This is a genomic window from Arcticibacter sp. (assembly GCF_053551015.1).
This window is the reverse complement of record NZ_JBMQOB010000016.1, coordinates 157,438-184,253: the sequence shown is the minus strand read 5'-3', so window position 1 is coordinate 184,253 and position 26,816 is coordinate 157,438. Positions and strand designations below refer to the sequence as shown.

Genomic DNA, 26,816 nt, shown 5'->3' with positions numbered 1-26,816 from the left:
CATGAATGACAATTCAAAAGTATTAGTGGCATTATTAGCCGGAGTTGCTGCAGGCGCTGCACTCGGTATCCTGTTTGCACCTGAAAGAGGAACAGAAACCCGCGACAAGCTAAATGATGCATTGAAAAACTTGGGAGATACAATTAAGGATCGTGCTGCTGAAGAAATTGATAACCTATCTTCGCTGAAGGAGAAGATCGTCGAAAATATCAAAACAACGCTGGGCGCAGCAGAAGACGCTGCCGACCAGGCTAAAACATCAGCAACAGAACCCGCCTAATTAAAGATCTGTCTCATTTACCTTACGATTATGCCCGAATCTCAAGATCAGAAACAAGGCCCAGACATTGTTTCTCTAATTAAAGAATATATATCTACGAAAGTAGAACTGACAAGACTGACGGCCATTGATAAAATCACTACGCTCGTATCTTCCATGATCACCGGCGCCGTGGTAGTAGTTGCCATGCTGCTTACCTTCCTGTTTGCATCCATCACCCTCGCCCTGTTTCTGGGAGAGCTTCTGAATTCCTATGCAGCAGGATTTGGCATAGTGGCGCTGATTTACCTTGCTCTGGCGGTAATTACCAATATGAGCAAGGAGAAATACATCAACAGGTTCCTTCAGGATTTTATGGTCAAAAAAATATTTAATAATAAGGAGGAGAAATAATGGAAAAGAGCTTTAGCAGTTTGAAAGAGGTCCAGGCAGAGATACAACTCCTTAAGGTTAAACAGTTTCAACAGGGAGAGATACTAAAGGAACAACTTAGCAGTCCCGCAGCAATCTTCCATGCGGTGAGCGGCCTCTTTAAAAGCGGCAACACACACCAGCCACTTGGGAAGAACCTGCTTAATCAGGATCTGATCACCAACCTCGCAAGGGTCGGAATACCCCTTTTAATGAACGGGTTCCTCTTCAAGAGATCCGGATTTCTGGCCAAGATGCTAATTACCTTCTTGTCTCAGAAAGCAGCCAAGAATGTGACATCGAATGCGGTATCGGGGGCTCTTGATAAAGTCCAGGGACTCATCAAGAACTTCATAGGAACCAGAAAAAAGAAAGCTCCCGTTAGAGACTATGGAATACCCCCTGATAGCGAGAGCTATTAAAACATAAAGGGATGTATCAAAAGTCATTTTGGCCTTGAGGTCGCAAAATAATATTTTATTGTGGCCACCATCTTTACAAAAAACGGCAATTTTTCATATAGAAAATTGCCCTTTTTGTTGTATTTCATTATTTTCAGAGACCCGTCAAAATTAAATTCTGTTTGCGAATTATGATTTTGACTTTTGATACAGCCTCTTTTTGTATCGCCCCACCAATCCCTTATCAACTGATTTTTATCTAAGTTTGTAGCGAAAATAACGCAATGGGCAAAGATAAATTAAGACGATTCGCCGAAATAGAAACATTCGCGAATGTATTACAGCTGGATGAAGGCAAGCCATTCAAAGGCTGTTGGAGTGCCAGACACTTTGGGAACGACAAGCCTCTGATACTAGAGCTGGCTTGTGGAAAGGGAGAATATACCGTAAACCTCGCAAAACTGTTCCCCGAAAAGAACTTCATCGGCATTGATTACAAGGGAAACAGGATCTGGAGGGGAGCCAAGACGGCCCTCGAAGAGGGTATTTCTAATGTGGCATTCCTCCGTATTCAGATCGAAAACCTGCTCGAATATTTCGCAGAAGGTGAAGTATCAGAAATCTGGATCACCTTCCCCGACCCTCAGCCGCAAATAAGCCGTGAAAAAAAGCGCCTTACCTCTCCTCGCTTTCTGGAGAAATACAGAATCGTCTTCAACAAAGAGGGCATTCTTCACCTGAAGACCGATAATGACGACCTTCATGCCTATACGCTTGAAAAGATCCAGGAGCTGGGTCTGAACCTGCTCAGCCGGACTGAAGATCTGTATAAATCAGACCTGGTGAATGAGATCCTCTCTATCAAGACATACTATGAAAAGAAATATCTTCTACACGATAAGAACATCAATTATTTAAGCTGTAGCTTTAAGTAATGACTGACGAAAACTTCTTCGAAAAGGTCTATGCGATTGCCCGGCAGATCCCTGTCGGGAGGGTCACTACCTATGGTGCGATCGCGGAAGCGCTGGGAACTAAAGGCTCTGCGAGAATGGTGGGCTACGCCATGAACGGCTCCGGATCAGTCATCCCTCCAGTACCTGCACACCGCGTCGTAAACAGATCTGGACTTCTCACAGGCAAAAGAGCTTTCCATAGTGAATCGCTGATGGCCGAACTGCTGAGAAACGAAGGAGTAGAAGTATTAAATGATCAGGTTGTCGACTTTAAACACCTTTTTTGGCATCCTTTAAAATAACAGAGATGGGAAAGTTAGTAAACGAATTCAATGAGTACAGAACCCGCATGAACGATCGGGTAATGGAAACCGCTAATACCAATATCAAGCGCTTCTTCGCACTCGATACCACATCGTATGCCGAAGGAGCCCTGAATTTAAAAACCAAAGAGATGCTGGGTCTTGTCGCTTCCATGGTCCTTCGCTGCGACGATTGTATCAAGTATCACCTCGGCAAATGCCACGAAGCAGGTGTCACCTCTGAGGAGCTGAACGAAGTATTCATGATCGCGAACCTTGTTGGCGGTTCTATTGTTATTCCTCACTACCGGAGAGCGGTTGAATACTGGGACGAGCTGTCAGCTTCGGACAAAACAATCCAATAGATGAAAAAATTATTTCTTTTAGATGGCATGGCTCTGATCTACAGGGCTCATTTCGCTTTGAGTAAAAACCCCCGGTTTACCTCTTCTGGCTTGAATACCTCAGCCGTTATGGGGTTTACGAACACGCTCCTGGAAATACTAAAAAAGGAAACACCAACTCACCTGGCTGTTGTTTTCGACACAGAAGCCCCGACGGAAAGACATATTGAATTTACCGACTATAAAGCACACCGGCAAGCCATGCCGGAAGATCTCTCTGCAGCCCTCCCATACGTCTTCAAACTGATTAAAGGATTTGGGATCCCTGTCATCACGTCTGATGGCTATGAAGCAGATGACATCATTGGCACGCTTGCAAAAAAGGCCGAACAGGCAGGGTATACAGTTTTTTGCATGACTCCCGATAAGGACTTTGCGCAGCTGGTATCAGAAAATATATTTATATACAAACCAGCAAGGATGGGCAACGACTTTGAAATCATGGGGGTTCCTGAAGTATTGGCCAAGTGGGAAGTGGAACACGTCCACCAGGTCATTGACATCCTTGGCATGTGGGGCGATGCAGTCGACAACATTCCCGGTATCCCTGGCATCGGCGAGAAAACAGCGAAGACCCTGATCAGGCAATTTGGCTCCGTAGAAGCGGTTATCGAAAACAGTCATCAGCTGAAAGGCAAGATGCGGGAAAACGTCGAAAAATTTGCAGAACAGGGCCTCATTTCAAAAAAACTCGCCACCATCATGCTCAATGCTCCGGTAGAGCTCGACGAGGAAGCCCTATTGGTCACTGAACCAAGCAGAGAGATGCTTGAACCGCTCTTTGCCGAACTGGAGTTTAGAACGATAGGAAGAAGAGTGTTCGGCGACGAACTGAAGGCTGAAGGCTCCAGACCGACGGGTTTCGGCCAGCAAACAGACCTTTTTGGTCAGCCTGTAAACACACCTTCACCTACTTTTGCCTTGCCGGAAGAGCCCTTACAGGGAACCCGGAATATTCAAAACACGCCCCACACGTATCACCTTGCTGATACTCCTGATAAAGTCGCTGAACTGCTCGGCATCCTGGAATCGGTAGAAAGCTTCTGCTTTGACAGTGAGACCACCTGCATTGACGCCAATAACTGTGAATTGGTGGGACTTTCTTTTTCTATAAAATCCGGCGATGCCTGGTACGTCCCTTTTCCGGCAGATCAGGAGGAAGCATTTAAACTGGTAAATCAGTTTAGAGCGGTATTTGAGAATGAAAGTATTGCCAAAAGCGGACAGAACCTCAAATACGATATCCTGGTTTTGAACTGGTATGACATCCAGGTGCGGGGCCAGCTCTTCGATACCATGATCGCACATTACCTCCTCGATCCCGACACCCGGCACAACATGGATATCCTGGCAGAAAACTACCTCGGATATAAGCCTGTAGAAATCACATCGCTCATCGGATCAAAAGGAAAGAACCAGGGCAACATGCGTGATGTCGAGATAGAAAAGATCAAAGAGTATGCGGCTGAAGATGCTGATATTACACTGCAGCTAAAGGAGGTTTTTGAGCCCCGTCTTGTGGACGCTAATGCAGACAAACTCTTCAGAGAAGTGGAGACCCCCCTGATCTATGTACTGGCCGATATGGAGCGTGAAGGAGTCCGCATCGACAAGAATGCATTGAATGAATATTCCCTGCAGCTTGAGACGGACCTGAATCAACTCGAAGCCACTATATATGAAAAGGCTGGGGTGAGATTCAACATCTCTTCTCCACGGCAGCTGGGTGAAGTACTGTTCGACAAGCTGCAACTTGATCCTAAGGCTAAAAAGACGAAGACCGGGCAGTATCAAACTGGCGAAGACGTATTGAGTGCGCTCGCCGGCAGAAGTGATATCGCACGCGACATCCTCGACTTCCGGCAGCTTCTTAAGCTTAAATCCACTTACGTAGATGCCCTGCCCTTGCTGATCAATCAGAAAACCCAAAGGCTGCACACCTCCTACAACCAGGCTGTAGCAGCTACCGGCCGCCTTAGCTCCAATAATCCAAACCTGCAGAACATCCCGATCCGCACTGAACGCGGAAGGGAAGTGCGCAAGGCTTTTATCCCCCGCGATGAAAATCACCTCCTCCTTTCTGCGGATTATTCGCAGATTGAACTTCGTCTGATCGCTGAAATCAGCCGCGACGAAAACATGATGGATGCCTTTGCAAATGGTCTTGACATTCATACAGCTACCGCAGCCAAAGTGTATGGAATCTCACTGGAAGAAGTAGACGATACAAAAAGGCGCAATGCCAAAGCTGTCAACTTCGGCATCATATACGGACAGTCAGCTTTCGGTCTATCTCAAAACCTGGGTATTCCGCGAAAAGAGGCTGCCGCCATCATTGAAGAATACTTCAATCAATATGCCGGCATAAAACGCTACATGAACGATACCATGAACTTTGCCCGAGAAAACGGATATGTACAGACACTTATGGGACGACGTCGCTACCTCCGCGATATTAACTCTGCAAATGCCACTGTTCGGGGCTTCGCAGAGCGAAATGCCATCAATGCACCAATCCAGGGTTCCGCCGCTGACCTGATCAAGGTAGCCATGATCAATATTCACCGGGATTTCCGCGAACAAAAGCTCGTTTCCAGGATGACCATGCAAGTACATGATGAGCTTGTTTTTGATGTTTTCGCGCCTGAATTGGAGAAAGTCAAAGAAATTGTCGGAGACCGCATGCGCAACGCCCTGAAAACCACGGTCCCCATTCTGGTAGAAATGGGTACAGGTGCCAACTGGCTGCAGGCGCATTAATTTGGTATTGCTTGATTTTGTTCACGTTGAGAAATTAAATATTTGATACATTTAACTCATCAACATTTTTGACCACAAATAAAGTCGTTTATGCTAAACCTTCGGGCTTTTTCGAGGTTATTCATTATCAAAATTGAAGAACAATAAACCTTATACTGATTAATCATGGTTGTAGTACATTTAAGTGCAGAGTGTTTTCCCTTAGCCAAAGTTGGAGGATTAGGAGATGTAGTTGGAGCCCTCCCCAAATACCAGCAGGAACTCGGAGTAACGTCCATAGTTGTCACCCCTTATTACGACAGGAAGTTTGCCCATGACAATGAATTCGAAGTCATCTTTGAATCAAATGTCAGAATGGGCGACAGAGACCTGCCTTTTCAGGTCCTGAAGGAAACGACTGACAAGCTGGGATTTCACCTGCATCTGATCCGTATCCCCGGATTACTGGACAGATCAGAAGTCTATTCCTATGCTGATGAAACGGAGCAATTCATCGCCTTCCAATTGGCATTCCTTGAGTGGCTCCTGAGGTTTTCTGAATACCCGGACATTGTTCATTGCCACGACCACCATACGGCGCTGGTGCCATACCTCATGGCTCATGCATTCAAATATCGCTTCCTTTCTACTATACCAACGGTGCTGACTATACATAATGGCCAGTATCAAGGCTGGTTTGGCTGGGATAAATTCCACTACCTCCCTGAAACCGATCCGCTGACGAGGGGCGTGCTCGACTGGGGCGGTGCAATCAACCCGCTTGCTGCAGCTGTTAAATCGTGCTGGAAGTTCACCACCGTATCCCCGACCTATCTTGAAGAACTGAAGCAGAGCTCCAAAGGGCTTGAATCACTTTTCCTGCAGGAAGAAAAGAAAGGATCCGGTATATTAAACGGTATCGATACAGACGTCTGGAATCCAGGCACAGACTCATTGATTCCCTTGAACTACAGCATGGATAATGTGACGAAAGGAAAGCAGGAGAACAAACGTGCACTATGCAAAGAGTTTGGCTTTACCTTATCCAAGCCCCTGTTTGCCTTCATCGGGCGACTTGTCGGTGAAAAAGGTGCCGATCTGCTTCCTGCCGCAATAGAAAAAATCCTGTCTGCAGCTAGAAGCAAGGCAAGTATTCTTATTCTCGGCTCCGGAGACCCTGCTATTGAAGAACAACTGGCCCAGCTGAAGGAAACTTACAAGAAGGACTATAATATTTATATAGGATACGATGAGGCGCTTTCACACCGTATATACGCCGGCGCAGACTTTCTGCTGATGCCTTCACGGGTTGAACCGTGTGGCCTCAATCAGCTGTATGCACTCAAATATGGGACTATCCCCGTTGTGCGCAGCACAGGAGGCCTCAAAGATTCCGTTATCGACGTTACAGAACCTGAAGGTTATGGCATCTGCTTCGATGAGCTGAGTGCCGAATCCATCGTTGAAGCAATCGGCCGTGCTGTCGATTTATACGCAAACACGAGCAACCTTCGATTGTTACGTAAGAGAATGATGTTGCTGGATTTTTCCTGGAATCGCTCAGCAAACCAATATATCGATCTATATAACAGCCTTAAATAATATATTATGTCCAAAGTTATTGCAGTTATCCTGGGAGGCGGGCAGGGAACCCGGCTTCATCCCCTTACTGCCACCCGATCAAAACCGGCCGTTCCCATTGCAGGGAAATACAGGCTGGTTGATATTCCCATTTCAAACTGTTTTAACTCAGGGATCGACCGGATCTTCGTCCTAACGCAGTTCAATTCGGCATCTCTAAACAAGCACATTAAGAATACCTATCACTTTAACGTATTTAGTGACGGGTTCGTCGATATACTTGCTGCCGAACAGACGCCGAATAATTCCGGCTGGTATCAGGGAACTGCTGATGCTGTAAGACAATGTCTGCATCATATCTCTCCATTTGACTTCGAGTACGTGCTCATCCTTTCCGGAGATCAGCTCTATCAGATGGACTTCAATGATATGATTGAAAAGCATGCGGCACTCAAGGCAGATATCTCCGTAGCGACAATCCCTGTATCAGCAAAAGACGCATCTTCCTTCGGTATCATGAAAACCGATGAGAACTTCAATATTACCTCGTTTATTGAGAAGCCGAAGTCAGGTCTGGAAGACTGGACCTCAGAAGTCGGCGACGATATGAAGGCACAGGGAAGAATATTCCAGGCGTCAATGGGTATCTATATCTTCAACAAAGACATCATCTATGATACGCTAACCAACGACCCTCATACCGACTTCGGTAAAGAGATCATTCCCGAGGCAATCAACAAGAAGAAAGTGGTAGCTTACCAGTATGATGGCTATTGGACCGACATTGGTACGATCCCATCCTTTTTTGAAGCAAACATCGGACTAACTGACGATATCCCTCAGTTCAACCTGTTCGACAAAAAAAGTATTTTCTCCAGAGCTCGTATGTTGCCGCCATCAAAAATCATGGGCACAACCCTCGAGAAAACGGTTATCTCCGACGGATGTATCATCGATGCCAGCCGCATTGAACGCTCTGTTATAGGTATCAGAACACGTATCGGTAAGGGTACAACGATCGAATGCACCTATATCATGGGGTCTGACTATTACCAGACACTTGAGCAGCTTGAAGAAGCCCGCAAAACCGGAACCCCTGTCATGGGTGTTGGGGAAAGATGTTTCATAAACAACGCAATCCTTGATAAAAACTGCCGTATTGGAAATGATGTTCGCATCAATGGAGGTCCGCACCTCGAAGACGGCGACTACGAGAAATATACTGTCAGAGACGGTATAGTAGTCATCAAAAAAGCAGCTGTTATCCCTAACGGCACTGTGATATAAAATAAAAAAGGACAGACTGTGATCATTCCTGATCCAGTCTGTCCTTTCAATGTCTCCTTAGAAACCCTTCGACAGCTACTTACTTAGCCCATCTCGGATCTCCTATCGGACCTCCATTTGTACCTGATGTTCTCAATTCTGAACCTGCAGGGAGAGAAAAGTCAGTAGTCGCTGCATTCCATCCTAAATCAATGGTCTTCAGGTTAGCTGGTGTCGCATAATTCGGGAATGTTAAATCAGCCGCAGGCGAAGCCCCATTCGTTAACTTGAAAATATTGTTGTTAGTGACAGATACCATAGACGTTGGAGCTGCTGCCCTTAGAGCTGCATTTCCGATAGCTCCGCCAGTCATAGGAGAGTTAGCAAGAATTGAGTTCCTTAACACAAAGTCGATTGGGTTTGCATTCGCATCTATGATAAGATAGTTCCGGTTGTTACCTCCTGATCCAAAATTATTGAAGGTACAATTATCAATTAGTACGCTCGGCTTAGCTGCAGATGACGGCAGTGTAGTACCAGCTGAAATGAACGTCCGTCCTATGTTGTAAAACGTAGAATTTGATAGTTCCATCGTTTTAAACTCAAGCTTCTCAATCGTAAAGGTAACGTATGTTGCTCCTGAAGAGATGTCATAAGCCTTGCTGTTGGTGAACTTTATTGAGTTGATCTTATGATCACCGTTAGCAGCGCGGTTAGCTCTCATTATACAATTGGCCAGGTTGTGTATATTACAATTGTCTACTAAAATCGAAGAAAATGTCGCTGCCCCAGCATCATTGCCAACTCCTCCTACAAGGTTTATAAAATAGGCCGCAGAATACGCCGCTCCATCGAACTCAATTCCCTTAAGTACTGCTCCCGCTCCGGTTCCGGCCAGCACAACTTCTTTAAAATTGACCTTCGTATCTCCTGGGTTACCGGAAACAGACTGTAGAGTCACACTTTTCTGAGCAAATACCAGGTTCTCCGCTACGTTATAGGTCCCAGGCTTCAATCCGATTACGTCTCCGTTTGCCGCGTTGTTCACCGCCACGATTAAATCGTCTCCAGGCTCCAGAATCACGGTAAAGATACTTGGTTCAGGAGTCACAAAAGTAGTGGTGCCCTTCAATTTTGCCCCCTGGTAGATCTCTGCTACATACGACGTGAGTGGCGTCAGTCCAGTAATCAGTTTAAAGTTATCAGCTACGTCATTCGCGGTCAGCGGAATTTCTATTGCGGCTCCGCTCGTAGCCTTTAAGCTTATCTTGGTAAGGTTTGCCGTGTTTCGCCATCTCAAGGTAACCGACTTATCCTTGATTTCAGAAGGAAGCACAGGAGAAAATATTTGCTCGCCGGTAATGCTGAAAGCAGGAGTTCTTCCCCACTTGGAATCAGCTGTCGTGCCAGCACCATTTGTTTTAACAAGAGCATAATATTTCTGCTTCACTGCCAAATCATCGTCTGTCAAAGTAATACTTGCTGTATCTGTTACCTTCGTCAGCATCTGAGATGTTGATGCAAATGTAGAATCCGTAGACACCAACACTGTATAGGTAACACTATCCTTACTGGTAGTAAACAAAGCTTTGCTCCAGGATATCTGTACTTGAGTCTCACCTGCAGTTACCTTTAGCGTAGTAGGCAGAAATTGTCTGCTTAAGTTAACACTAGGATCGAATTCATCTTTCTTACAAGATGCTACGGCGATACATAGCATGGTAAAGAAAAGACCGTTTAATATATTCTTTAATTTCATCACTTTCATGTTAGTATCCGTAATCTTGAGTCAAGTTTGCATTCAGGTTAAGGACTCCGCTAAAAATAGGGAACAGCTCTTTGCGATTAGGCTCAAATTGAATAGCAAATCCTGTGAGTGGCCCCGTAATATTGGCTTCAGTTATGGCAGCACGCCAGTTCCTCTTTACATATCCTGCAGGAGCTGTAGCGGGAGCGGGATTATACATAGCAACTGATACCGAACCGCCAAACAGATCAAGACTTTCAATCTCAGCTTTCACATTAGTATTCAAAAGACGGGTCGGCTTATAATAAACGTGGGTCGGCACATTAGCATACTTCCCTGTTCCATTCATCAAAGCTCTAAGATTCGCCCTTGTTTTTTCAATTGTCGAAGCCAGCAGATTCCACCTTATTAAATCATATTTCCTGATTCCCTCTCCACCGAATTCCAGTAAGCGCTCCTGCACTATGGCATCGAAGAAGCCCTGATAATCACCGGGAGTAGCAGGAATTGTACTCTCATAGCCCGCGAATGCTCTTTTTCTGACAAGCTCCAGCGCATTCTTCGCGGCTGCAGACGGACCTCCATTAACTTCATTATCGGCTTCAGCATACATCAACAGAATATCGGCATAGCGGATAAGGGGGTAGTTGATACCCAGGGTCTGGTTGGTACCTTTGATAGTGGTCCAGTACTTTCTGAACTTACCCTCCCTGAATGAGTTAGGATCAACAATTGCTTTACTGTCCGTCGCATCTATTTCGAAATACGCCAACGTAACATCTCTTCTTGAATCGTTTTTCTCAAACTCATAGAAATACGTAGGGATCGCTGCGTTTCCGCCATTAGCCTGTCCGAAAGATGAGTTTGTATTCATGCGGATACCGTTGGCATAACCTAACTTTGTATCGGTTCTGGCATTTCCCCCATACGCTCCAACTTCGAAGATAAGCTCGTAGTTCGGGTCCATCCGACCTGCTGTGTGCAATGTCTTGAACAGGTTCTCAAAGCTTGGGTTAAGGCCATTCTCACCTTTATCAATGATCGATTTGCACTCATCCATGGCAATTTTGTAGAAAGCTTTATAGTCATCCTTCCGCATCATCATCCGGGGCTCTCTACGTAGTGAATAACCTCCTCTGGCTAACGCGATCCGTGCTCTCAACCCTTTAACAGCGGCCTTCGAAACACGGGTGGTCGGTTCATTAGACTGACTTCTCCATGGAACCAGTTCACTGGCCAACTCCAGGTCAGCGAGTAGCTTATCATATATCTCATCTCTGTCGGTTTTCGGAAGACTTGGATCTGGAACATCTTCTGCTGGCACGAATGACGCAGGCACATCTCCCCAGTTACGAATCAGTTCATAATAAAACTGCGCCCGAAGTGTAAGTGCCTCCCCGTATAACTTACGCATGGAAGCCTTCTCTGCTGCTGTTCCGTTATTATACAGATTGGATAAGGGAATATACTTGATACAAATATTCGCCCGCTCAATTCCGGAATATAATTGTGCAAAGGGAGCATTCAATTCGGTGTTGTCAGGACTTGCGCCATAGCCGCTTAAACCTCTTCTGTCAAGAGGATTGAAGTCGCCCCCAATCTTGAAGTCTTCGCCTCCCTGAGGATAAAGGATAGATATTCTACTCCCGTACCCATCGTCTCCCGGGAGCTTGTTGTAAATTCCTATGACAGCGGAATTTGTATACGATACGCTACTAAAAACGGCATTTTGAGATAATGTAGCCGGGTTTTCTATATCAAGTACATTCTTACAGGATGGAGCTAAGACTGTCGCTCCGAGTAACAATGCCAGGGTTATGTTCTTTATATTATAAGTATTCATTCTCTTGTTTTTTAAAATGTTACATTCAAACCTGCAACAAAGAAACGGCTGCGAGGATATGCAGCATAGTCTACACCAGGAGTCAAAGGATTTGATCTTCTGGTGTTGGCCTCAGGGTCATAACCTGAGTATCCTGTAATCGTCCACAGATTGTTCACGGTTGTATAAACACGTAGATTACTTATCACTTTTGTCGGCTTTATAATGCTTTTAGGAAGTGTATATCCCAGAGTGACATTGCTAATTCTCAGGAATGAGCCGTCCTCAATCGCAAAAGAATGCAGGAAGTATTGACCAACCGGAGGAGTCCAATACTGAGTGCCTGCGTTCATCGCTGCCAGTTCAGTAGGGTCCTTCACCAAAGCACCTGCTTCATTATACCATTTCCAACGATCGTTCATTAGAGAAAGCATGTTGTTGTCTTTATACAAATATTGGGTTGTGAACTCAATCTTGTTCGCATTATAAACTTTGTTGCCTACAGAGAAGTTCATGAAGATCCCGAGATCAAAACCTTTATAGGTAAAGTTCTGGTTAAATCCACCGATGAAAGTTGGTTGAGCATTACCTAATACCGTCCTGTCAGCGGTAGAGATATAATCGCTCTCAGAGTTAGACAACTTCTTTAATTTCAAGTCACCAGGCTGCGGCTCTCTGTTTCCCAAGGCAATGTCCCTGCTATTAGGAATACCAGCCTTCAAGGTGTAAGCCCGCGTGGCAGCGTCATAATTGAAGTCTTCGAGCTTATAGAAGCCATCAGTCACATATCCATAATATTGCCCAACTGGCTTTCCTACTTCGACCAGGAAGTCCTCATAGGTTGCACTTACCCATCTTGATGATTCCAGATAGGATTTGATCTTGTTGCCCTGTGGATCCTGGCCAAGGTCAACAATCTTATTCTTGTTGAAAGACATGTTGTAGCTCGCTGTCCAGTTAAAGTCTTTCTTGCTGATGATTGTACCGGATAATTGAATTTCCAATCCCTTATTTTCAGTCTTTCCGATATTATTTGTCCGGTCTGAATACCCGATCGTCGGCGAAACCCGCTGCTTTAACAGTAGATCTTTCGTGTCATTCAGGTAGAAATCAACCGTTCCCGTCAGGCGGTTTTTAAACAATGCGAAGTCAACGCCCAAGTTCCGTGAAACGGTCGTTTCCCATTTTAACTGAGGGTTCGCATAATTTATAGCAGCCAAACCTGGAGTTAATGCTTCACCTTCAGCATAACTATCATTCGTTTGAGATTCAAACATGATTTTGTACATATCCAGGCCGATTCTGTTGTTACCCAGTGCACCCATGCTCAGGCGTATCTTTAAGTCTGAAAGCCATGATTTTGAATTCGCCATGAAGTCTTCTTCGTAAATTCTCCATGCAAGGGAAGCTGAAGGGAAAATTCCCAACCTGTTTTCTCTGGCAAAAAGCGAAGACCAGTCAGCACGTGCATTTACAGTTGCAAGATATTTTCCTTTGTAATTGTAGTTGGCTCTTCCAAAAAGTGACATCAGTCGATCTTCCTGATATCCTGTAGTCGGTGCGTCCTGGATCAATCCTGCAGGAGGCGTTGCCTTCTGTATGCCATTGAATGCCTGATCGGCTGTTATGTCTGAGGGCAGGTATTTAGTTCTGACAGCACTCAGCTCGTTTTTCCGCTGAACATACTCTTGTCCCAAAAGAAAATCTAACTTATGATCTTTTTTAACAGCAGTTTTATAGGTGAATGTGTTCGAGATGTTGAAGTTGACACCGTCGTTTCTAGACCTATCAACCACTGGTAACTGAGCGTTCTGTCTCGCTACGCCTGTAGCAACACCATTGAAACTGTTAATTTTCCTGTCAGTAGCGGTTACACCTACCAACGATCGGAACTCCAATCCTTTCATCAGTTCCAGACCAAACCAACCGTTGAAATAAACGTCATTACGGTAATCATATTTCAGTTCCTGTTGTGCGAGCACGATCGGACTGGTTAAGTTTGTCAGGTTTGCATACTCTGCATCGAACTCATCCACCTGAGATTCCAAGCCAGGCGCAACAAAGGGTCTGAACCTTACCGCATTTCTTAACCGGTTGGTACCTTGAGTTCCAGTACTTGACGTACCTACACCATCTATCCTTTGTCTGCTATACCGGGTATTGACCCCCACTTTAACACGTTTGGAAACTTTATGATCAAATTTTAAAGAGGCAAGTGTACGTTCATAGCCCGAACCTATCATAATACCGTCCTCCTCAGTATGATTCAAGTTGAAGGAGAACGTGGTTTCTTTTGAACCTCCTGTAATACCTAAAACATGCGATTGCGTAAATGCTTCCGTACCGAAAACCTGCTCCTGCCAATCTGCAATCGGCACCTCTTTATATAAGTCTAAGTCTCCATAAAAGCCATATGACTTGGTGAAGCTATTTCGGGTATCTTCGTTCGTATTGTAATTGTAGATTTGGTACTGATACTTGACAAATTCATAAGGATCCATAACCTCAAGCTTGTTTACGATCTTTCTAAGACCCGCATAGCCAGTATAGGTTACCTGCGTTTTCATATCCCTTCCGCCTTTGGTCGTAATCAATACAACCCCATTAGCACCACGAGATCCATAAATGGCAGCAGAAGCAGCATCTTTAAGCACCGTAATATCTTCAATTTCCTGAGGGGAAATAACAGACAAGGCATTGTCTACCTGAATACCGTCTACGATATACAACGGTTCATTACTTCCGGTGAGAGAACTTCCACCCCGAACTCTGATCTGAATTTCCGCACCAGGTGCTCCTTCTGTCGTTGTGACCTGAACACCAGCTAAACGGCCTGTAAGGGCTTCTGCAGCAGTGCTCACCGGCACATTTGACAACTCGCGACCTTTAACCCCTGAAACCGAACCGGTTGCCGCCTCTTTAGAGACAGTCTGGCCGTAACCGACGTTAATCATCACCTCGTCCAGCAAAGCCGAATCATCCTCAAGCACCACGTTCAACTTGGTTTGGCTTCCAACCTGAACTTCACGACTCTTAAACCCTACGTACCTGATAACCAGAACTGAGTTGCCGCTGGTAGGTATTGAAAGTTTGAAATTTCCGCTAGCGTCTGTACTCACCCCTTTAGTAGTACCCTTGATGGTAACACTCACTCCAATTAGAGCCTCTCCGCCCTTGTCTGTCACTTTACCGGTGATCTGTCTGGTTTGCGCCGAAGCAACAAACATAAACGAACACAATAAAGCCACTACTAGTAGAACTTTTTTCATGCAAAATAAATTAGGTTATTAAAATAATAGAGAATAGCGTTAGTTTATTGGTCTCTAAACTGACTATATTTTCCTTTCAGAAACAAACTTAAATACTTTAAATGTGAAATAATTCACTACGGAGGGAAATATCTGTGCAATCGTTCCCGGTCAGGGACTCATGGCCGTTTAGTCAGAAGATCAACCTGATAGGTTAAAACTGGCGCTATTTTGTTGGTATAAATATGGGCGTTGAGGAAGTCACTCGCAAAACAGGTAAAAACAAAAAATCCCACATAACCGGATATCTTTTCATGTAGATATATCGTTATATATGAGATTTCTATTTCAGGTGCCCAGCCTGAAATAACCGGAAAAGTCAGCTAAGTTTAGCGGAAAGATCGTCCTCAGAGCTCGCTACTTCCACCGATATCAATTAATTTCAAATCATTACCGGCAGCCTTAAACCGCTGCACAGCATCTTCTTTGTCGATTTTGATATAGCCAAAGGTATCATAATGCATTCCGATGATCTGCGTACAGTTAAGAAAACGGGCAGCTACGATAGCATCATCTATGCCCATCGTGAAATTGTCGCCTATAGGCAAAAATGCAAGATCTGGCTTACACAACTCACCTGTTAACTTCATTTCCTGCGTAAGTGCAGTGTCGCCGGCGTAATACAATGTCTTTCCGGAAGTTTTAATCACGAAACCTGCCGCTGTACCCGCATAGGTACCGTCCGGCAGAGAGCTCGAATGAGCAGCAAAAACCATCTTCACGTTCCCAAAATCGAAGTTCCATTGCCCACCCAGATTCATCGGATGGCAATTGGTCACACCCTGCTTTTCCAGCCAGGCTGAGATTTCGAAGGCACAAATAACTACAGCGTTTGTCCTTTTCGCTATTCTGACCAGATCGGCAGTATGGTCTTCATGTCCGTGCGACACCAGAATGAAGTCAGCAGGGATCGAATCGACATCGATATCCTTGGCGAGTTCATTGGGACTGATAAACGGATCGAAGAGAATATGATAGCCCTGCGTTTCCAGGAGGAAACACGACTGACCGTAATACGTAAGTTTCATAGATGATTGGTTAACCGTTAAACAGATTGCCTAAACCTCCCAGCATATTGCTGCTGAGCGCCTGCATTTCAGTCTGATGAACATTTTCCGCTTGCGTAAGCGCCTTGTTTACCGCAACAGCCAGCAGTTCTTCCAGCTCTTCTTTATCCGCAGACTGTAGAAAAGCTTCATCGATATGAATAGAAGTAATGTTCTTATTTCCTGTAGAAGTAACCACTATCTTACCTCCCTCTGCTTCACCCTTAACGCTTATCGAATCCAATCGCTTCTTGATCTCTTCAGCCTGCTGCTGAACCTGCATTAATTTATCGAACATATCTATTAGATTATTTTATTAATACAATTATCGGAACCAATGGTTTAACTCAATTCCTTCAGGATTATCGGAGAAAGCGGTTTTGATACAAAGCCTTTAACCGAGCTAAATGTAGCTGCGCGAACTTTGTCATTCTCGTCCACGGAGGAACTTACGATATAAATGTTGATTTTCTTGGCTAGCTTGGATTCAAAGGTTTTAAATTCTTCCAGGAAATCCCAGCCATCCATTACGGGCATATTCAGGTCCAGGAGAATCACGTCAGGGAGTTCCGATAGGGAGCTGATATTCTCCTGCAGAAAGGTCAGCGCTTTAGAAGCTTCTGTATAGCTGGAAATAGAATCATAAGTATGATGCTTTTCGATCATTATCTGAGCAATTCTCTGATGGATCACATCATCGTCAATGATAAAAACCTTTCTCATAGTCTATTTACTAAAGGGGAATCGCCCAAATGTACATTCATCTCGCACGGGAAAGTACCCGACTTGTTAAACATACAAAAGGAATTGCGCAAATAATAATTAAATTGATCATTCATCTGTAGAATCCCCATTGCCTGAGTAGGCAGATTTACGAACAACGGGCATTCCCACCATTTTATATAACTCATCTAGCTGCAGAAGGCTTCCATTAGTTAGATTACTCAGCAGCACAATCGTTACATCTGATTTCAGGTCCCGAAGATAAATATGTCTGAACCCATGCCACCATCCAGTGTGATAAACTACTTTGTCGTTCTTCCCTTCGAAGGTCCGCCAACCATAGCCATAGTTGAAATGCCCGCGGGCCATTTCATTATGCCCTGTATAAGCCGAATCCTGCCATGCTTTACTAAGGAGCTTGCCCTTTCGCAGCGCCCTGTCGAAGATGAACAGGTCCTGCACTGTACTGTAGATCCCCTTATCGCCTACTGGTCCGTCCAGAAAATTCTGAACAACTGAATAACGCCACGTACGATCATGCCCGACCACGTCTACGGGGATTTTATCGTATTCTGCCTTTGAATAGACAGCTGTATTGTGCATGCCTGCCGGCTTGAACACATTTTCGCTCATGAATTGCGAGTAAGGCACTCCAGACACCTTCTCTATAATAGAAGCAAGCACCATGTAATTGGAGTTATTATAATGAAACTTGGCGTTCGGTCGTGTATAAGCTGACGGCTTCCGCTCAGCAATCATCTTCATGACGTCCATATTGCTGATGCCCTTGCTCTCACTCCTTCGCTCCTTCTTAAACACCCCGTCTACAAAATAGACGTAGTTCATCATTCCCGAACGGTGAGACAACAGCATCTTTATCGTGATACCCTGATAAGGGAAATCAGGAAAAAACTCGTCCACTGTCTGATCCAGCTTAAGTTTCCCTTGTTCCGCCAGCATCAGAATGGCAGTCGCCGTCATCGGCTTCGTGACAGATGCCAGCTCAAACTTCGAGTGAATCTTCAAACTGTCGCGGTGCAGATAGTCTGCCCATCCTATCGCATTCTGATAAATGATCTTTCCCTTTTTTGCTACCAGCACATTCCCGTTAAAACCCCTCTTCTTATGCAGGTTGCGCATAAATTCATCGATATTTTTGTCGCCTTTTGCCGGATCATAAACAAGCATCAAACTATCAGACTTATCGTCCTCCGCTGTACGTTGAGCAGGCTTACTTTCTGATGAGCAGGATGAGAATGAAAAAGTGAAGCAGAAAATTGCGGTTATAAAGAGGCAGATTCGTGTCATACGGAATTCAAGATAGCTGTTAATCAACCGCGAAAATCAGAAAATTATTACAATAACCAAGTTCAGAACCTCCTTTAAAACGCTTTTCTGTCTGATTATAAAGGATAAAAAAATTAAATTTGCTGACCAAACTAAAAATCATGAATTTCAGAATAGAACATGACACCATGGGCGAGGTGCAGGTCCCGGCTGAGAAATACTGGGGAGCACAGACCGAGCGCTCAAGAAATAACTTTAAAATTGGACCGGAAGCATCTATGCCAAAAGAGGTTATTGATGCATTCGCCTATCTCAAGAAGGCAGCAGCATATACCAATACAGACTGCGGTGTACTTCCAGCAGAAAAGCGCGATCTAATCGCTAAAGTGTGTGATGAAATTTTGAATGGCGATCATTATGGAGAGTTCCCCCTGGTCATCTGGCAAACCGGATCCGGTACCCAGTCGAACATGAACGTAAATGAGGTTGTTGCTAACCGGGCACATGTGCTGCAGGGTAACACGCTCGGAAGCGGTAAGACATTTATACACCCGAACGATGACGTGAACAAATCTCAGTCGTCTAATGATACCTACCCTACTGCCATGCACATCGCTGCATACAAGATGGTGCTTCACACCACCATTCCCGGGGTTGAAAAATTAAGAAACACGCTGAAAGAGAAATCAGAAGCTTTCAAAGATGTTGTCAAGATCGGACGTACCCACCTGATGGACGCTACGCCGCTGACACTGGGACAGGAGTTTTCCGGCTATGTGTCACAACTTGATCATTGCCTGAAGGCGATCAAAAACACCCTGGCTCACCTTTCTGAGCTGGCACTGGGCGGAACCGCTGTAGGTACAGGCATCAACACTCCTAAGGGATACGACGTGAAGGTGTCAGAATATATTGCGCAGTTTACCAGTCTTCCTTTTGTTACCGCTGAGAATAAGTTTGAAGCACTGGCCGCACATGATGCCATGGTTGAAACTCACGGTGCACTGAAGCAGCTTGCTGTAGCGCTGATGAAGATCGCCAATGATATCCGCATGATGGCGTCTGGACCACGTTCAGGCATCGGTGAGATATTCATCCCCGAAAATGAGCCTGGATCATCCATTATGCCTGGAAAGGTGAACCCTACACAAAGTGAGGCCCTTACTATGGTTGCTGCCCAGGTAATGGGTAACGATGTGACCATCTCTATAGGCGGGTCGAACGGACACTATGAGCTGAACGTATTCAAGCCGGTGATCGCTGCCAACTTCCTGCAGAGCGCCCGTCTTCTCGGCGACGCATGTGTATCGTTCAACGACCATTGTGCCATCGGTATCGAGCCGAACTACGTTGGTATAAAAAAACACGTGAACAATTCACTGATGCTTGTTACAGCCTTGAACCCGCATATCGGCTACGAGAATGCGGCGAAGATTGCCAAGAAAGCTCACAAAGAAAATAAATCACTTCGCGAAGTTGCTCTCGAACTTGGTTTACTTACCGGAGAACAATTTGACAGCTGGGTACGCCCTGAAGATATGATTGGAGGCCTTAAATAGGTTTTCGTTAAATCCCTCTCCATGAAGGAGAGGGAATTTTTATTTTATGAGATACAGATTCCAGGCTCCGGCTTACCTATTTACTTTCCTGTTCCTCTTTTCTGCCTGCAAGTTCAACCCGAACATGCAGAAAATTGGCTCCCCCGAATTTCAGGGCATCTGGGAAGAGGCACCGCTGCCTTTCAAAGACAGCTTGCTCCTGAACACAAAACATACCTTTACGTTTACCTGCGACTCGTTCTACGTCAACATTGAGACCTTTTCGAAAGTGAACTATCATGCCGACAGCTGCTTCAAAGGCGGCCACTGGAAAGAATATGCAAAGGGAAACTACGTCATCAGCAAAGACACCCTCTACCTGGTTGGTGCATTCACCCACGAAAACTTTAAACAAAAGCTGGCAGGCTGCTACCGCACGGGCGTCTACAATCCCAAGTTCCTGATCCGCAAAACCAGCCCTCAGGAAATTGAGTTGGTGAACATTCACCAGCATGTGCCTATGTCGCTTAATTTAAAACAAAAGATCACCTGCAATCCGCAGCCACTCTAATACAGATCATTACGAGCATATAGCTCAGCATAAATCATACACGAATGAAAAAATCATTTACGGTAACACTCCTTTCGGCGTTCATGCTGTATTTCCCTTTACAGTCTCAGGCATGGGGCCTCCTTGGACACCGTATTGTAGGCGAGGTAGCTGAGAACCACATTAACTCAAAAGCCAACAAAAAGATCAGAAAGATCCTTGGACACGAGAGTATTGCCATGTGCAGCACCTGGATGGACTTTATCAAAAGTAACCCGCATTACCGGTACATGAACAACTGGCATTTCGTGAACCTACCGGAGGGGCTGACTCCAGAGCAGGCCAGACTGGCCCTGGAGAAGGACACTACCTCCAATGCTTACAATAAGATCCGATTTGTAGCCGCAGAGCTGAAAAAGAAAGATCTTCCCCTGCAACAACAACAGTTGTATCTTCGCATTCTGGTTCATCTCGTTGGCGATATTCACCAACCGATGCATTGCGGACGCGCAGCAGACAGGGGTGGTAACGACATCAGGGTGAAATGGTTCAGCCAGCCCGACAATCTTCACAGCATCTGGGATTCAAACATCATCGAGTACCAGCAGCTAAGCTATACCGAATACTCCAATGCAGTAAATGCTGCGGGAAAAGCTGAAATCCAGAAGTGGCAGAGAGATGACCTCTCTACCTGGATCTATGAATCTTACCAGAAGAGCGAAGATCTCTATAAGGCTGCTGAAAAAAGCACCGACTATAGCTTCCGGTACAACTATGACTGGATAGATACCACGAACCAGCAACTGGTAAAAGGAGGAATCAGACTTGCGGGCCTTCTGAACGAGATTTTCGGAAGCTAATAACATAAGAAATCCCGGCAACATCCTCTATGGCAGCCGGGATTTTCATTTATACCTCCCTTGACTCTGGTTGGTGCATCATCCGACCCTAAGCCGCTGGTGACCCGACACTCACCCGCCGTTCACCCGAAAAATATCGGGTGAACAGCGGCTCAACCCTAGCTCAACAACGAAGCAACTCCCCCCTTTTCTCCACCCATCTAGTACCGTAGCCCCTATTTGATCAGATCATGGCCTCTCGGTGAGCAAATTCAGCAGGCAATTTGTATTTTTGCCGCTATGGCGAACATTAAACCGTCTGTTCCAAAAGGCACACGCGACTTCTCACCATCTGAAATGGTGAAACGTAACTACATATTTAGTACAATCAGCAGCGTATTCCGCAAATATGGTTATCAGGAAATACAAACTCCATCTATGGAGAACCTGAGTACCCTTACGGGTAAGTATGGCGAAGAAGGTGATAAACTGATCTTTAAGATCCTGAATAGCGGTGACTTCTGGAGTGAAGCAGATAAGAAGAAGCAGAAATCAGCTGAATTTGAATATAACTCTAAGGCACTGCTGCCGGTTATCTCTGAAAAAGCATTGCGTTATGACCTTACGGTACCCTTTGCCAGGTACGTGGTGATGCATCAGAACGAAATCTCGTTTCCCTTCAAGCGATTCCAGATTCAGCCTGTATGGCGTGCAGACCGACCTCAAAAAGGCCGTTACCGCGAATTTTATCAATGTGATGCCGACGTGGTAGGATCTGAAAGCCTGCTTAATGAGGCTGAATTTGTGCTGATCTACAAGGAAGCCCTTAGCTTACTGGGGCTGAAAGACTTCACCATCAAGATCAACAACAGGAAAATCCTGTCGGGCATTGCCGAAATCATCGGAAAGCCAGAGCTTATCGTCGACATGACCGTTGCAATTGATAAGCTGGATAAGATCGGAATTGATGGTGTCACCAAAGAATTGATCGACCGGGGTTTCACCGCTGAAGATATCGAGAAGCTAAAACCAGTGATTCTGCTGCAGGGCAGCACGCTGGAGAAGCTCGCACAACTCAAGGTTGTTTTGGCCTCGTCTGAGACCGGTTTAAAAGGTATCGCGGAAATTGAATCTATCCTGGAGTACCTTAAAGGACTCACCAGGCTGTCTGACGAAGATTTGTCGCTGTTCCTGGAGCTTGACATTACACTGGCGCGAGGACTGAATTATTATACCGGCGCAATCTTCGAAGTGAAGACAAATGAAGTCGCAATGGGAAGTATTGGCGGCGGGGGCAGATATGATGACCTGACCGGCATGTTCGGGTTAAAGGGACTTACCGGCGCAGGCATTTCCTTTGGTGCAGACCGTATCTATGATGTTCTGGAAGAGCTAAATTTATTCCCCGAAAGCACCTCGGAGACCACGAAGCTGCTAATCACGAATTTTGATGCGCAGGCAGAGATCTTCGCATTGCCGATCATTCAGTCATTGCGGGAAAATAGCATCGCAGCCGAGCTGTACCCTTCTTCTGCAAAACTGAAGAAGCAGCTTTCGTACGCGGATGGCAAGAACATTCCGTTTGTGGTACTGATCGGAAGCGAGGAAATGGAAACCGGAGAACTGACGCTGAAAGATATGCAGGCAGGCACACAGGAAAAGATCAGCAAAGAAGAACTGATCAGCAGGTTCAGAAAGTAGAGCATTTCCACATGAAATAGAAAAGGGGCTGTATCAAAAGTCATTTTGGCCTTGAGGTCGCAAAATAATATTTTATTGTGGCCACCATCTTTACAAAAAACGGCAATTTTTCATATAGAAAATTGCCGTTTTTGTTGTATTTCATTATTTTCGAGACCCGTCAAAATTAAATTCTGTTTGCGAATTATGATTTTGACTTTTGATACAGCCTCTTTTTCGTTTATATCTCAGATGATCTATTGCCCGGGGCTATGCGTTCTGCTCTAATGGCTCACGCTTTGATCCATCGTATAACTCATATTCAAACAAGCGGCAATCGAGTCTTCCGTTATAAAATTCAATTCTTCTGGAAGCACGAAGTCCGATCTTTTTAGCCAGGTCAGGATTTCCGGTAAACACATATCCGAAATAACCTTTACACTTCTGCTTCAGGAAATCACCGATACGCTTGTAGGTAAGCTCCAGCTGTGAATGCACACCCAGACGCTCACCATATTCAGGATTGAACATGACCACGCCTGCTTCTTCAGGCATCTCTGTAGCTTCGAAATCACAGACCTGAAAGTCAATAAGCTGATCCACGCCTGCAGTGCGGGCATTCTGACGGGCAGTTTCAACCGCTTCCTCAGAAATATCGCTGGCGATGATCTTCACATCCAGCTGCTTAACGATTCTGTCTTTCAGCTTCCGGCGCTCGGTAAAGAACACCTGTTCATCATATCCAAGAATATGCATGAAGCCGTAATTCATACGGAACAGACCAGATCTCCTGTCGGTTGCAAGCAAGGCCGCTTCGATGGCCAGGGTTCCCGAACCACACATGGGATTTACAAAAGGACTCTTCATGTCCCACTTGCTGGCCAGAATGGTTGAGGCTGCGAGCGCTTCCAGCATCGGGGCTTTTCCCGGCAGCTTACGGTATCCGTGCTTGGATAGCACCTCACCCGAAGTGTCGAGGAAGATCTCCGCCAGATTGTTCTTCCAATACAGATGCACAACGGTCTTGTCGACAGACGGTCCTGTGTTAGGCCTTAAATTTTTCTTGGCGCGTATGCGGTCCACAATAGCATCCTTCACCTTAACGTTGGCGAATAAAGGCGTGCGGATATGTTCGTTGTCCACGTTAGACGTAATAGAGAAATAACCGGCGAAGTCGATTATCTCTTCCCATGGGATATCTACCAGCCCGTCGTATAATTCTTTCGGACTAGGTGCATCGAAACTTTTTATCGAATAAAGGACCTGACTGGCCGTGCGCAGATTGAGGTTTAGCGTGATGCAGTCGGTGACCGTACCCTCGAGTTCCAGGCCCGTATTGAACCTGCGCGTGATGTCAAATCCCAGAGCATCAACTTCATCTGTGAGATAAGGACTGAGTCTGTTATTGCAGGTAATGATGATCCTGCTCTTAGTGTTGAAAACTTGCATAAAATATGTGCTAAGTTAATCAATTAAATTTGCCAGTTTTGATTAAGATTTTAAAAGAACAGACAGTATGGATATCAAGGGAAAAGTACATGAGATTTCTCCTATAATGAATGTTACCGAAACATTCAAGAAGAGAGAACTAGTGATAGAATATGCAGAGAATCCTTCATACCCCGAATACATAAAATTCGAAGCGTTACAGGACAAAGTTAATTTGTTCGATAACGTGAAACCGGGCGATCAGGTGGAGGTGTTTTTCAACCTTCGTGGCCGTCCATGGACAGACAGAAACGGAAAGACAGCGTACTTTAACACGCTTGTTGTATGGAGACTAAACACCCTGACAGGTGCTGCTCCTGAGAGCAACACACCAGAATATGCTCCACCAGCTAACTTCAATTCTTCAGCACAGGACGACGATCTTCCATTCTAGAGAAATCTGGAATATTCGTTTAAATTTTAATATAATAAGCTCGGAAGGCTTTCTACTGCTGTAGAAAGCCTTCTGTTTTTTCATGCAGTACCTATCTTTGAGCCTGCCGGCACGCCAATGCCCTGTGTTAAAAATTGTTAAAACATCTTTCGGGCACAGGCTCTTATGTATTTTTGTCTTGAATGAAGAAAAGAAGTATTAGCCTTATAATAGGATTGATGACTGCGGCGTTGCTGGGGGTTATGGCTATGCAGTATTATTTCATACGCGAGTCTTACCTGCAGAAGTCGCAGCTCTTTGACCTCTCTGTAAAGAGTGCGCTCAGCGAGGTGACGAATAAACTGGCCAAGCAGGATGCGATGCACTTCGTCAAACGGAAGGCAAAAGCCGAGGAGCTGAATAAGAGCAGGAAAGAGAAGGAAAGAGATCAGCTCATGGCGAAACGCCAGGTGGAGCGGTTTGCCGACAGGGTGAAAACCCTTACAGCCAACATCGAGAGAGACTTCAGAGTGCGCGACAGCATCTTGAGAAGCAGGTTCCCGAGGATCATGACTATCGATAACGACTTCTATGAGACCTATTTCAGGGATCCTGACCAGCTCAGCAAGGTTCATTTCAAGATCAAAATGCACCAGTCGGTAGATGATTTCGGGCAGGTCTTTCAAAATGAAGTACATGAACTCTATGTAGAGAACGACGACATACAGAAGATCAAGAAAGCAAGACCGTCGGCAAAAGACACAGTTTTCTATCTGATTGAAGATCCCTTGGCAGGCCTTCGGGTGGTTTCCATTCCGAGACGCAATCCGAAGTTAAACCGGGAGCTTCTTCTGGCCAAACAGAGGAGAGAAGAAGAGCTCAGGGACATGGAGCTGCGTCAGCAGAAAGAAAATGAAGTGAAGAGCATGAACCACTTCTTCAAAACGGCGAAGCACCGGAATCAGAAGGCTGAGATATTTGAAAACCTGGCTAATGACTACGAACAATTTAATATTCCTCTGCTGCATCGTGTCAATCCACGAACAGTAGATACACTGCTCAAAAGCGAACTTCAGAACAGGGGGATCGGACTTCAGTATGCCTATCAGATATCGACTGCTAAATCGGACTCCCTCCTCTTCACCAGTGCTTCGGATGTGCAGGAACAGGGCGGCGAAGACAATACATATACCACTAACCTGTTCCCAAAAGGCATTATCTCCGATAACGGGTTGTTAACGGTCATTTTCCCTGGCAAGAATCAGTTCATGTTTCAGAACATGCATGAGGTGCTGGCATCATCGGCCAGTTTGCTGCTGGTACTTATCGGTTGTTTTTCATTCACGATCCTGACCATATTCCGCCAGAAAAAGATTTCGGAGATGAAGACGGATTTCATCAATAATATGACTCACGAGTTTAAGACACCTGTTGCGACTATTATGATTGCCAGTGAGGCGCTTAAAGATCCGGAGATTACTGAAGACAAGCAGCGGGTAAACCGCCTTGCGGGGATTATATACGACGAGAATATCCGATTGGGCAACCATATTGAAAGGGTGCTGAATATTGCCAAGCTGGACAAGGGAGATTTGAAGCTGGACTTCAAAACCGTGGAAGTTAATGATCTGATCAGTGCGATTGCAGACAGTATGCAACTGCAGTTCCAGAAAAAAGGTGCGAAAATCAATTTGAACCTCGAGGCGACCAATGACCTTATTACAGGGGATGAGCATCACCTGAGCAACGTTATTTTCAACCTGATCGACAATGCGCTGAAATACAGCAAGGCCGATCCGGAAATCAGCATATCTACGCTGAATACAGGAAAGAAACTGGTGATTAAAGTCGCCGATAACGGTATTGGAATGAGCAAGGACCATCTATCGAAGATATTTGAACAGTTCTACCGAATACCAACCGGGAATTTGCATGATGTAAAAGGCTTCGGTCTGGGATTGAGTTACGTTCATGACATTGTAAGCCGTCACCACGGTGAGATCAGGGTCAAAAGCGAAAAGGATAAAGGATCAGAGTTTGAGATCGTTTTTCATACCTTCTCCAACGTGTAAATG

General features: G+C 45.3%; 23 protein-coding genes. 15 read left to right on the top strand and 8 right to left on the bottom strand.

The window, feature by feature from the left end:
- Position 1: 1 nt before the first annotated feature.
- The 9 genes from ACO1NU_RS10715 (at position 2) to ACO1NU_RS10675 (ending at position 8,361) form a co-directional block, all read left to right on the top strand.
- Positions 2–280 carry a YtxH domain-containing protein gene (locus tag ACO1NU_RS10715; RefSeq protein WP_448818470.1) on the top strand — a complete coding sequence of 93 codons (279 nt, stop codon included), beginning with the start codon at positions 2–4 and terminating at the stop codon, positions 278–280.
- 30 nt (positions 281–310) lie between these two features.
- Positions 311–673 (top strand): phage holin family protein, encoded by a 363-nt coding sequence (locus tag ACO1NU_RS10710; RefSeq protein ID WP_448818469.1) that lies wholly within the window; start codon positions 311–313, stop codon positions 671–673.
- Entirely contained in the window at positions 673–1,113 is a 441-nt protein-coding gene (locus ACO1NU_RS10705; protein WP_448818468.1) for a hypothetical protein, read from the top strand. Before ACO1NU_RS10710 ends, ACO1NU_RS10705 begins: the two co-directional genes overlap by 1 nt.
- Positions 1,114–1,376: 263 nt before the next feature.
- On the top strand, positions 1,377–2,027 hold the full coding sequence (trmB, locus tag ACO1NU_RS10700; RefSeq protein ID WP_448818467.1) for a tRNA (guanosine(46)-N7)-methyltransferase TrmB: 651 nt from the start codon (positions 1,377–1,379) through the stop codon (positions 2,025–2,027).
- Positions 2,027–2,350, top strand: coding sequence for an MGMT family protein (locus tag ACO1NU_RS10695; protein ID WP_448818466.1), 324 nt, complete (start codon positions 2,027–2,029; stop codon positions 2,348–2,350). Before trmB ends, ACO1NU_RS10695 begins: the two co-directional genes overlap by 1 nt.
- 5 nt (positions 2,351–2,355) lie before the next feature.
- Positions 2,356–2,715, top strand: coding sequence for a carboxymuconolactone decarboxylase family protein (locus tag ACO1NU_RS10690; protein ID WP_448818465.1), 360 nt, complete (start codon positions 2,356–2,358; stop codon positions 2,713–2,715).
- Positions 2,716–5,514 (top strand): DNA polymerase I, encoded by a 2,799-nt coding sequence (gene polA, locus ACO1NU_RS10685; RefSeq protein ID WP_448818464.1) that lies wholly within the window; start codon positions 2,716–2,718, stop codon positions 5,512–5,514.
- 165 nt (positions 5,515–5,679) lie between these two features.
- On the top strand, positions 5,680–7,095 hold the full coding sequence (locus tag ACO1NU_RS10680) for a glycogen synthase (protein WP_448818463.1): 1,416 nt from the start codon (positions 5,680–5,682) through the stop codon (positions 7,093–7,095).
- A 3-nt stretch (positions 7,096–7,098) separates the two neighbouring features.
- Positions 7,099–8,361 (top strand): glucose-1-phosphate adenylyltransferase, encoded by a 1,263-nt coding sequence (locus ACO1NU_RS10675; RefSeq protein ID WP_448818588.1) that lies wholly within the window; start codon positions 7,099–7,101, stop codon positions 8,359–8,361.
- A gap of 79 nt (positions 8,362–8,440) precedes the next feature.
- Here ACO1NU_RS10675 and ACO1NU_RS10670 read toward each other — a convergent pair whose 3' ends face one another.
- From ACO1NU_RS10670 to ACO1NU_RS10640, 7 genes are all read right to left on the bottom strand, one after another.
- Positions 8,441–10,099: a DUF4957 domain-containing protein gene (locus tag ACO1NU_RS10670; RefSeq protein WP_448818462.1), complete on the bottom strand. Its 1,659-nt coding sequence runs from the start codon at positions 10,097–10,099 to the stop codon at positions 8,441–8,443.
- Between the two features lie 10 nt (positions 10,100–10,109).
- On the bottom strand, positions 10,110–11,930 hold the full coding sequence (locus ACO1NU_RS10665) for a RagB/SusD family nutrient uptake outer membrane protein (RefSeq protein ID WP_448818461.1): 1,821 nt from the start codon (positions 11,928–11,930) through the stop codon (positions 10,110–10,112).
- Positions 11,931–11,941: 11 nt separating this feature from the next.
- Positions 11,942–15,178, bottom strand: coding sequence for a SusC/RagA family TonB-linked outer membrane protein (locus ACO1NU_RS10660; RefSeq protein WP_448818460.1), 3,237 nt, complete (start codon positions 15,176–15,178; stop codon positions 11,942–11,944).
- A gap of 386 nt (positions 15,179–15,564) precedes the next feature.
- On the bottom strand, positions 15,565–16,245 hold the full coding sequence (locus tag ACO1NU_RS10655) for a metal-dependent hydrolase (protein WP_448818459.1): 681 nt from the start codon (positions 16,243–16,245) through the stop codon (positions 15,565–15,567).
- A 10-nt stretch (positions 16,246–16,255) separates the two neighbouring features.
- On the bottom strand, positions 16,256–16,561 hold the full coding sequence (locus ACO1NU_RS10650; RefSeq protein ID WP_448818458.1) for a YbaB/EbfC family nucleoid-associated protein: 306 nt from the start codon (positions 16,559–16,561) through the stop codon (positions 16,256–16,258).
- 44 nt (positions 16,562–16,605) lie between these two features.
- Positions 16,606–16,986: a response regulator gene (locus ACO1NU_RS10645; RefSeq protein WP_448818457.1), complete on the bottom strand. Its 381-nt coding sequence runs from the start codon at positions 16,984–16,986 to the stop codon at positions 16,606–16,608.
- 108 nt (positions 16,987–17,094) lie between these two features.
- Positions 17,095–18,294 (bottom strand): serine hydrolase domain-containing protein, encoded by a 1,200-nt coding sequence (locus ACO1NU_RS10640; protein WP_448818456.1) that lies wholly within the window; start codon positions 18,292–18,294, stop codon positions 17,095–17,097.
- A gap of 140 nt (positions 18,295–18,434) precedes the next feature.
- Between ACO1NU_RS10640 and fumC the strand changes: the two genes are divergently transcribed.
- From fumC to hisS, 4 genes are all read left to right on the top strand, one after another.
- On the top strand, positions 18,435–19,832 hold the full coding sequence (gene fumC / locus ACO1NU_RS10635) for a class II fumarate hydratase (protein ID WP_448818455.1): 1,398 nt from the start codon (positions 18,435–18,437) through the stop codon (positions 19,830–19,832).
- Positions 19,833–19,878: 46 nt separating this feature from the next.
- Complete coding sequence (locus tag ACO1NU_RS10630) at positions 19,879–20,382, top strand: fumarate hydratase (protein WP_448818454.1); 504 nt, start codon at positions 19,879–19,881, stop codon at positions 20,380–20,382.
- Positions 20,383–20,426: 44 nt separating this feature from the next.
- On the top strand, positions 20,427–21,221 hold the full coding sequence (locus tag ACO1NU_RS10625; RefSeq protein ID WP_448818453.1) for a S1/P1 nuclease: 795 nt from the start codon (positions 20,427–20,429) through the stop codon (positions 21,219–21,221).
- A 279-nt stretch (positions 21,222–21,500) separates the two neighbouring features.
- The gene (gene hisS / locus ACO1NU_RS10620; protein ID WP_448818452.1) at positions 21,501–22,901 is read left to right on the top strand and encodes a histidine--tRNA ligase; all 1,401 of its coding nucleotides are present in this window, start codon (positions 21,501–21,503) and stop codon (positions 22,899–22,901) included.
- A 249-nt stretch (positions 22,902–23,150) separates the two neighbouring features.
- On the opposite strand, the gene ACO1NU_RS10615 is transcribed toward hisS, so the two are convergent.
- A complete protein-coding gene (locus ACO1NU_RS10615; protein ID WP_448818451.1) occupies positions 23,151–24,329 on the bottom strand; it encodes a THUMP domain-containing class I SAM-dependent RNA methyltransferase in 1,179 nt (392 codons plus the stop codon).
- A gap of 67 nt (positions 24,330–24,396) precedes the next feature.
- Between ACO1NU_RS10615 and ACO1NU_RS10610 the strand changes: the two genes are divergently transcribed.
- Positions 24,397–24,762, top strand: coding sequence for a DUF3127 domain-containing protein (locus ACO1NU_RS10610; RefSeq protein WP_448818450.1), 366 nt, complete (start codon positions 24,397–24,399; stop codon positions 24,760–24,762).
- Positions 24,763–24,944: 182 nt separating this feature from the next.
- A complete protein-coding gene (locus ACO1NU_RS10605; protein ID WP_448818449.1) occupies positions 24,945–26,813 on the top strand; it encodes a sensor histidine kinase in 1,869 nt (622 codons plus the stop codon).
- Positions 26,814–26,816: the final 3 nt, after the last annotated feature.

Coding starts and splice junctions, on each gene's coding strand:
- hisS (WP_448818452.1), top strand. CDS start 21,501: ATGGCGAACATTAAACCGTCTGTTCCAAAAGGCACACGCGACTTCTCA.
- ACO1NU_RS10610 (WP_448818450.1), top strand. CDS start 24,397: ATGGATATCAAGGGAAAAGTACATGAGATTTCTCCTATAATGAATGTT.
- trmB (WP_448818467.1), top strand. CDS start 1,377: ATGGGCAAAGATAAATTAAGACGATTCGCCGAAATAGAAACATTCGCG.
- ACO1NU_RS10690 (WP_448818465.1), top strand. CDS start 2,356: ATGGGAAAGTTAGTAAACGAATTCAATGAGTACAGAACCCGCATGAAC.
- ACO1NU_RS10660 (WP_448818460.1), bottom strand. CDS start 15,178: ATGAAAAAAGTTCTACTAGTAGTGGCTTTATTGTGTTCGTTTATGTTT.
- ACO1NU_RS10670 (WP_448818462.1), bottom strand. CDS start 10,099: ATGAAATTAAAGAATATATTAAACGGTCTTTTCTTTACCATGCTATGT.
- ACO1NU_RS10650 (WP_448818458.1), bottom strand. CDS start 16,561: ATGTTCGATAAATTAATGCAGGTTCAGCAGCAGGCTGAAGAGATCAAG.
- ACO1NU_RS10630 (WP_448818454.1), top strand. CDS start 19,879: ATGAGATACAGATTCCAGGCTCCGGCTTACCTATTTACTTTCCTGTTC.
- polA (WP_448818464.1), top strand. CDS start 2,716: ATGAAAAAATTATTTCTTTTAGATGGCATGGCTCTGATCTACAGGGCT.
- ACO1NU_RS10705 (WP_448818468.1), top strand. CDS start 673: ATGGAAAAGAGCTTTAGCAGTTTGAAAGAGGTCCAGGCAGAGATACAA.
- ACO1NU_RS10680 (WP_448818463.1), top strand. CDS start 5,680: ATGGTTGTAGTACATTTAAGTGCAGAGTGTTTTCCCTTAGCCAAAGTT.
- ACO1NU_RS10645 (WP_448818457.1), bottom strand. CDS start 16,986: ATGAGAAAGGTTTTTATCATTGACGATGATGTGATCCATCAGAGAATT.
- ACO1NU_RS10625 (WP_448818453.1), top strand. CDS start 20,427: ATGAAAAAATCATTTACGGTAACACTCCTTTCGGCGTTCATGCTGTAT.
- ACO1NU_RS10605 (WP_448818449.1), top strand. CDS start 24,945: ATGAAGAAAAGAAGTATTAGCCTTATAATAGGATTGATGACTGCGGCG.
- ACO1NU_RS10665 (WP_448818461.1), bottom strand. CDS start 11,930: ATGAATACTTATAATATAAAGAACATAACCCTGGCATTGTTACTCGGA.
- ACO1NU_RS10655 (WP_448818459.1), bottom strand. CDS start 16,245: ATGAAACTTACGTATTACGGTCAGTCGTGTTTCCTCCTGGAAACGCAG.
- ACO1NU_RS10640 (WP_448818456.1), bottom strand. CDS start 18,294: ATGACACGAATCTGCCTCTTTATAACCGCAATTTTCTGCTTCACTTTT.
- ACO1NU_RS10695 (WP_448818466.1), top strand. CDS start 2,027: ATGACTGACGAAAACTTCTTCGAAAAGGTCTATGCGATTGCCCGGCAG.
- ACO1NU_RS10710 (WP_448818469.1), top strand. CDS start 311: ATGCCCGAATCTCAAGATCAGAAACAAGGCCCAGACATTGTTTCTCTA.
- ACO1NU_RS10615 (WP_448818451.1), bottom strand. CDS start 24,329: ATGCAAGTTTTCAACACTAAGAGCAGGATCATCATTACCTGCAATAAC.
- fumC (WP_448818455.1), top strand. CDS start 18,435: ATGAATTTCAGAATAGAACATGACACCATGGGCGAGGTGCAGGTCCCG.
- ACO1NU_RS10715 (WP_448818470.1), top strand. CDS start 2: ATGAATGACAATTCAAAAGTATTAGTGGCATTATTAGCCGGAGTTGCT.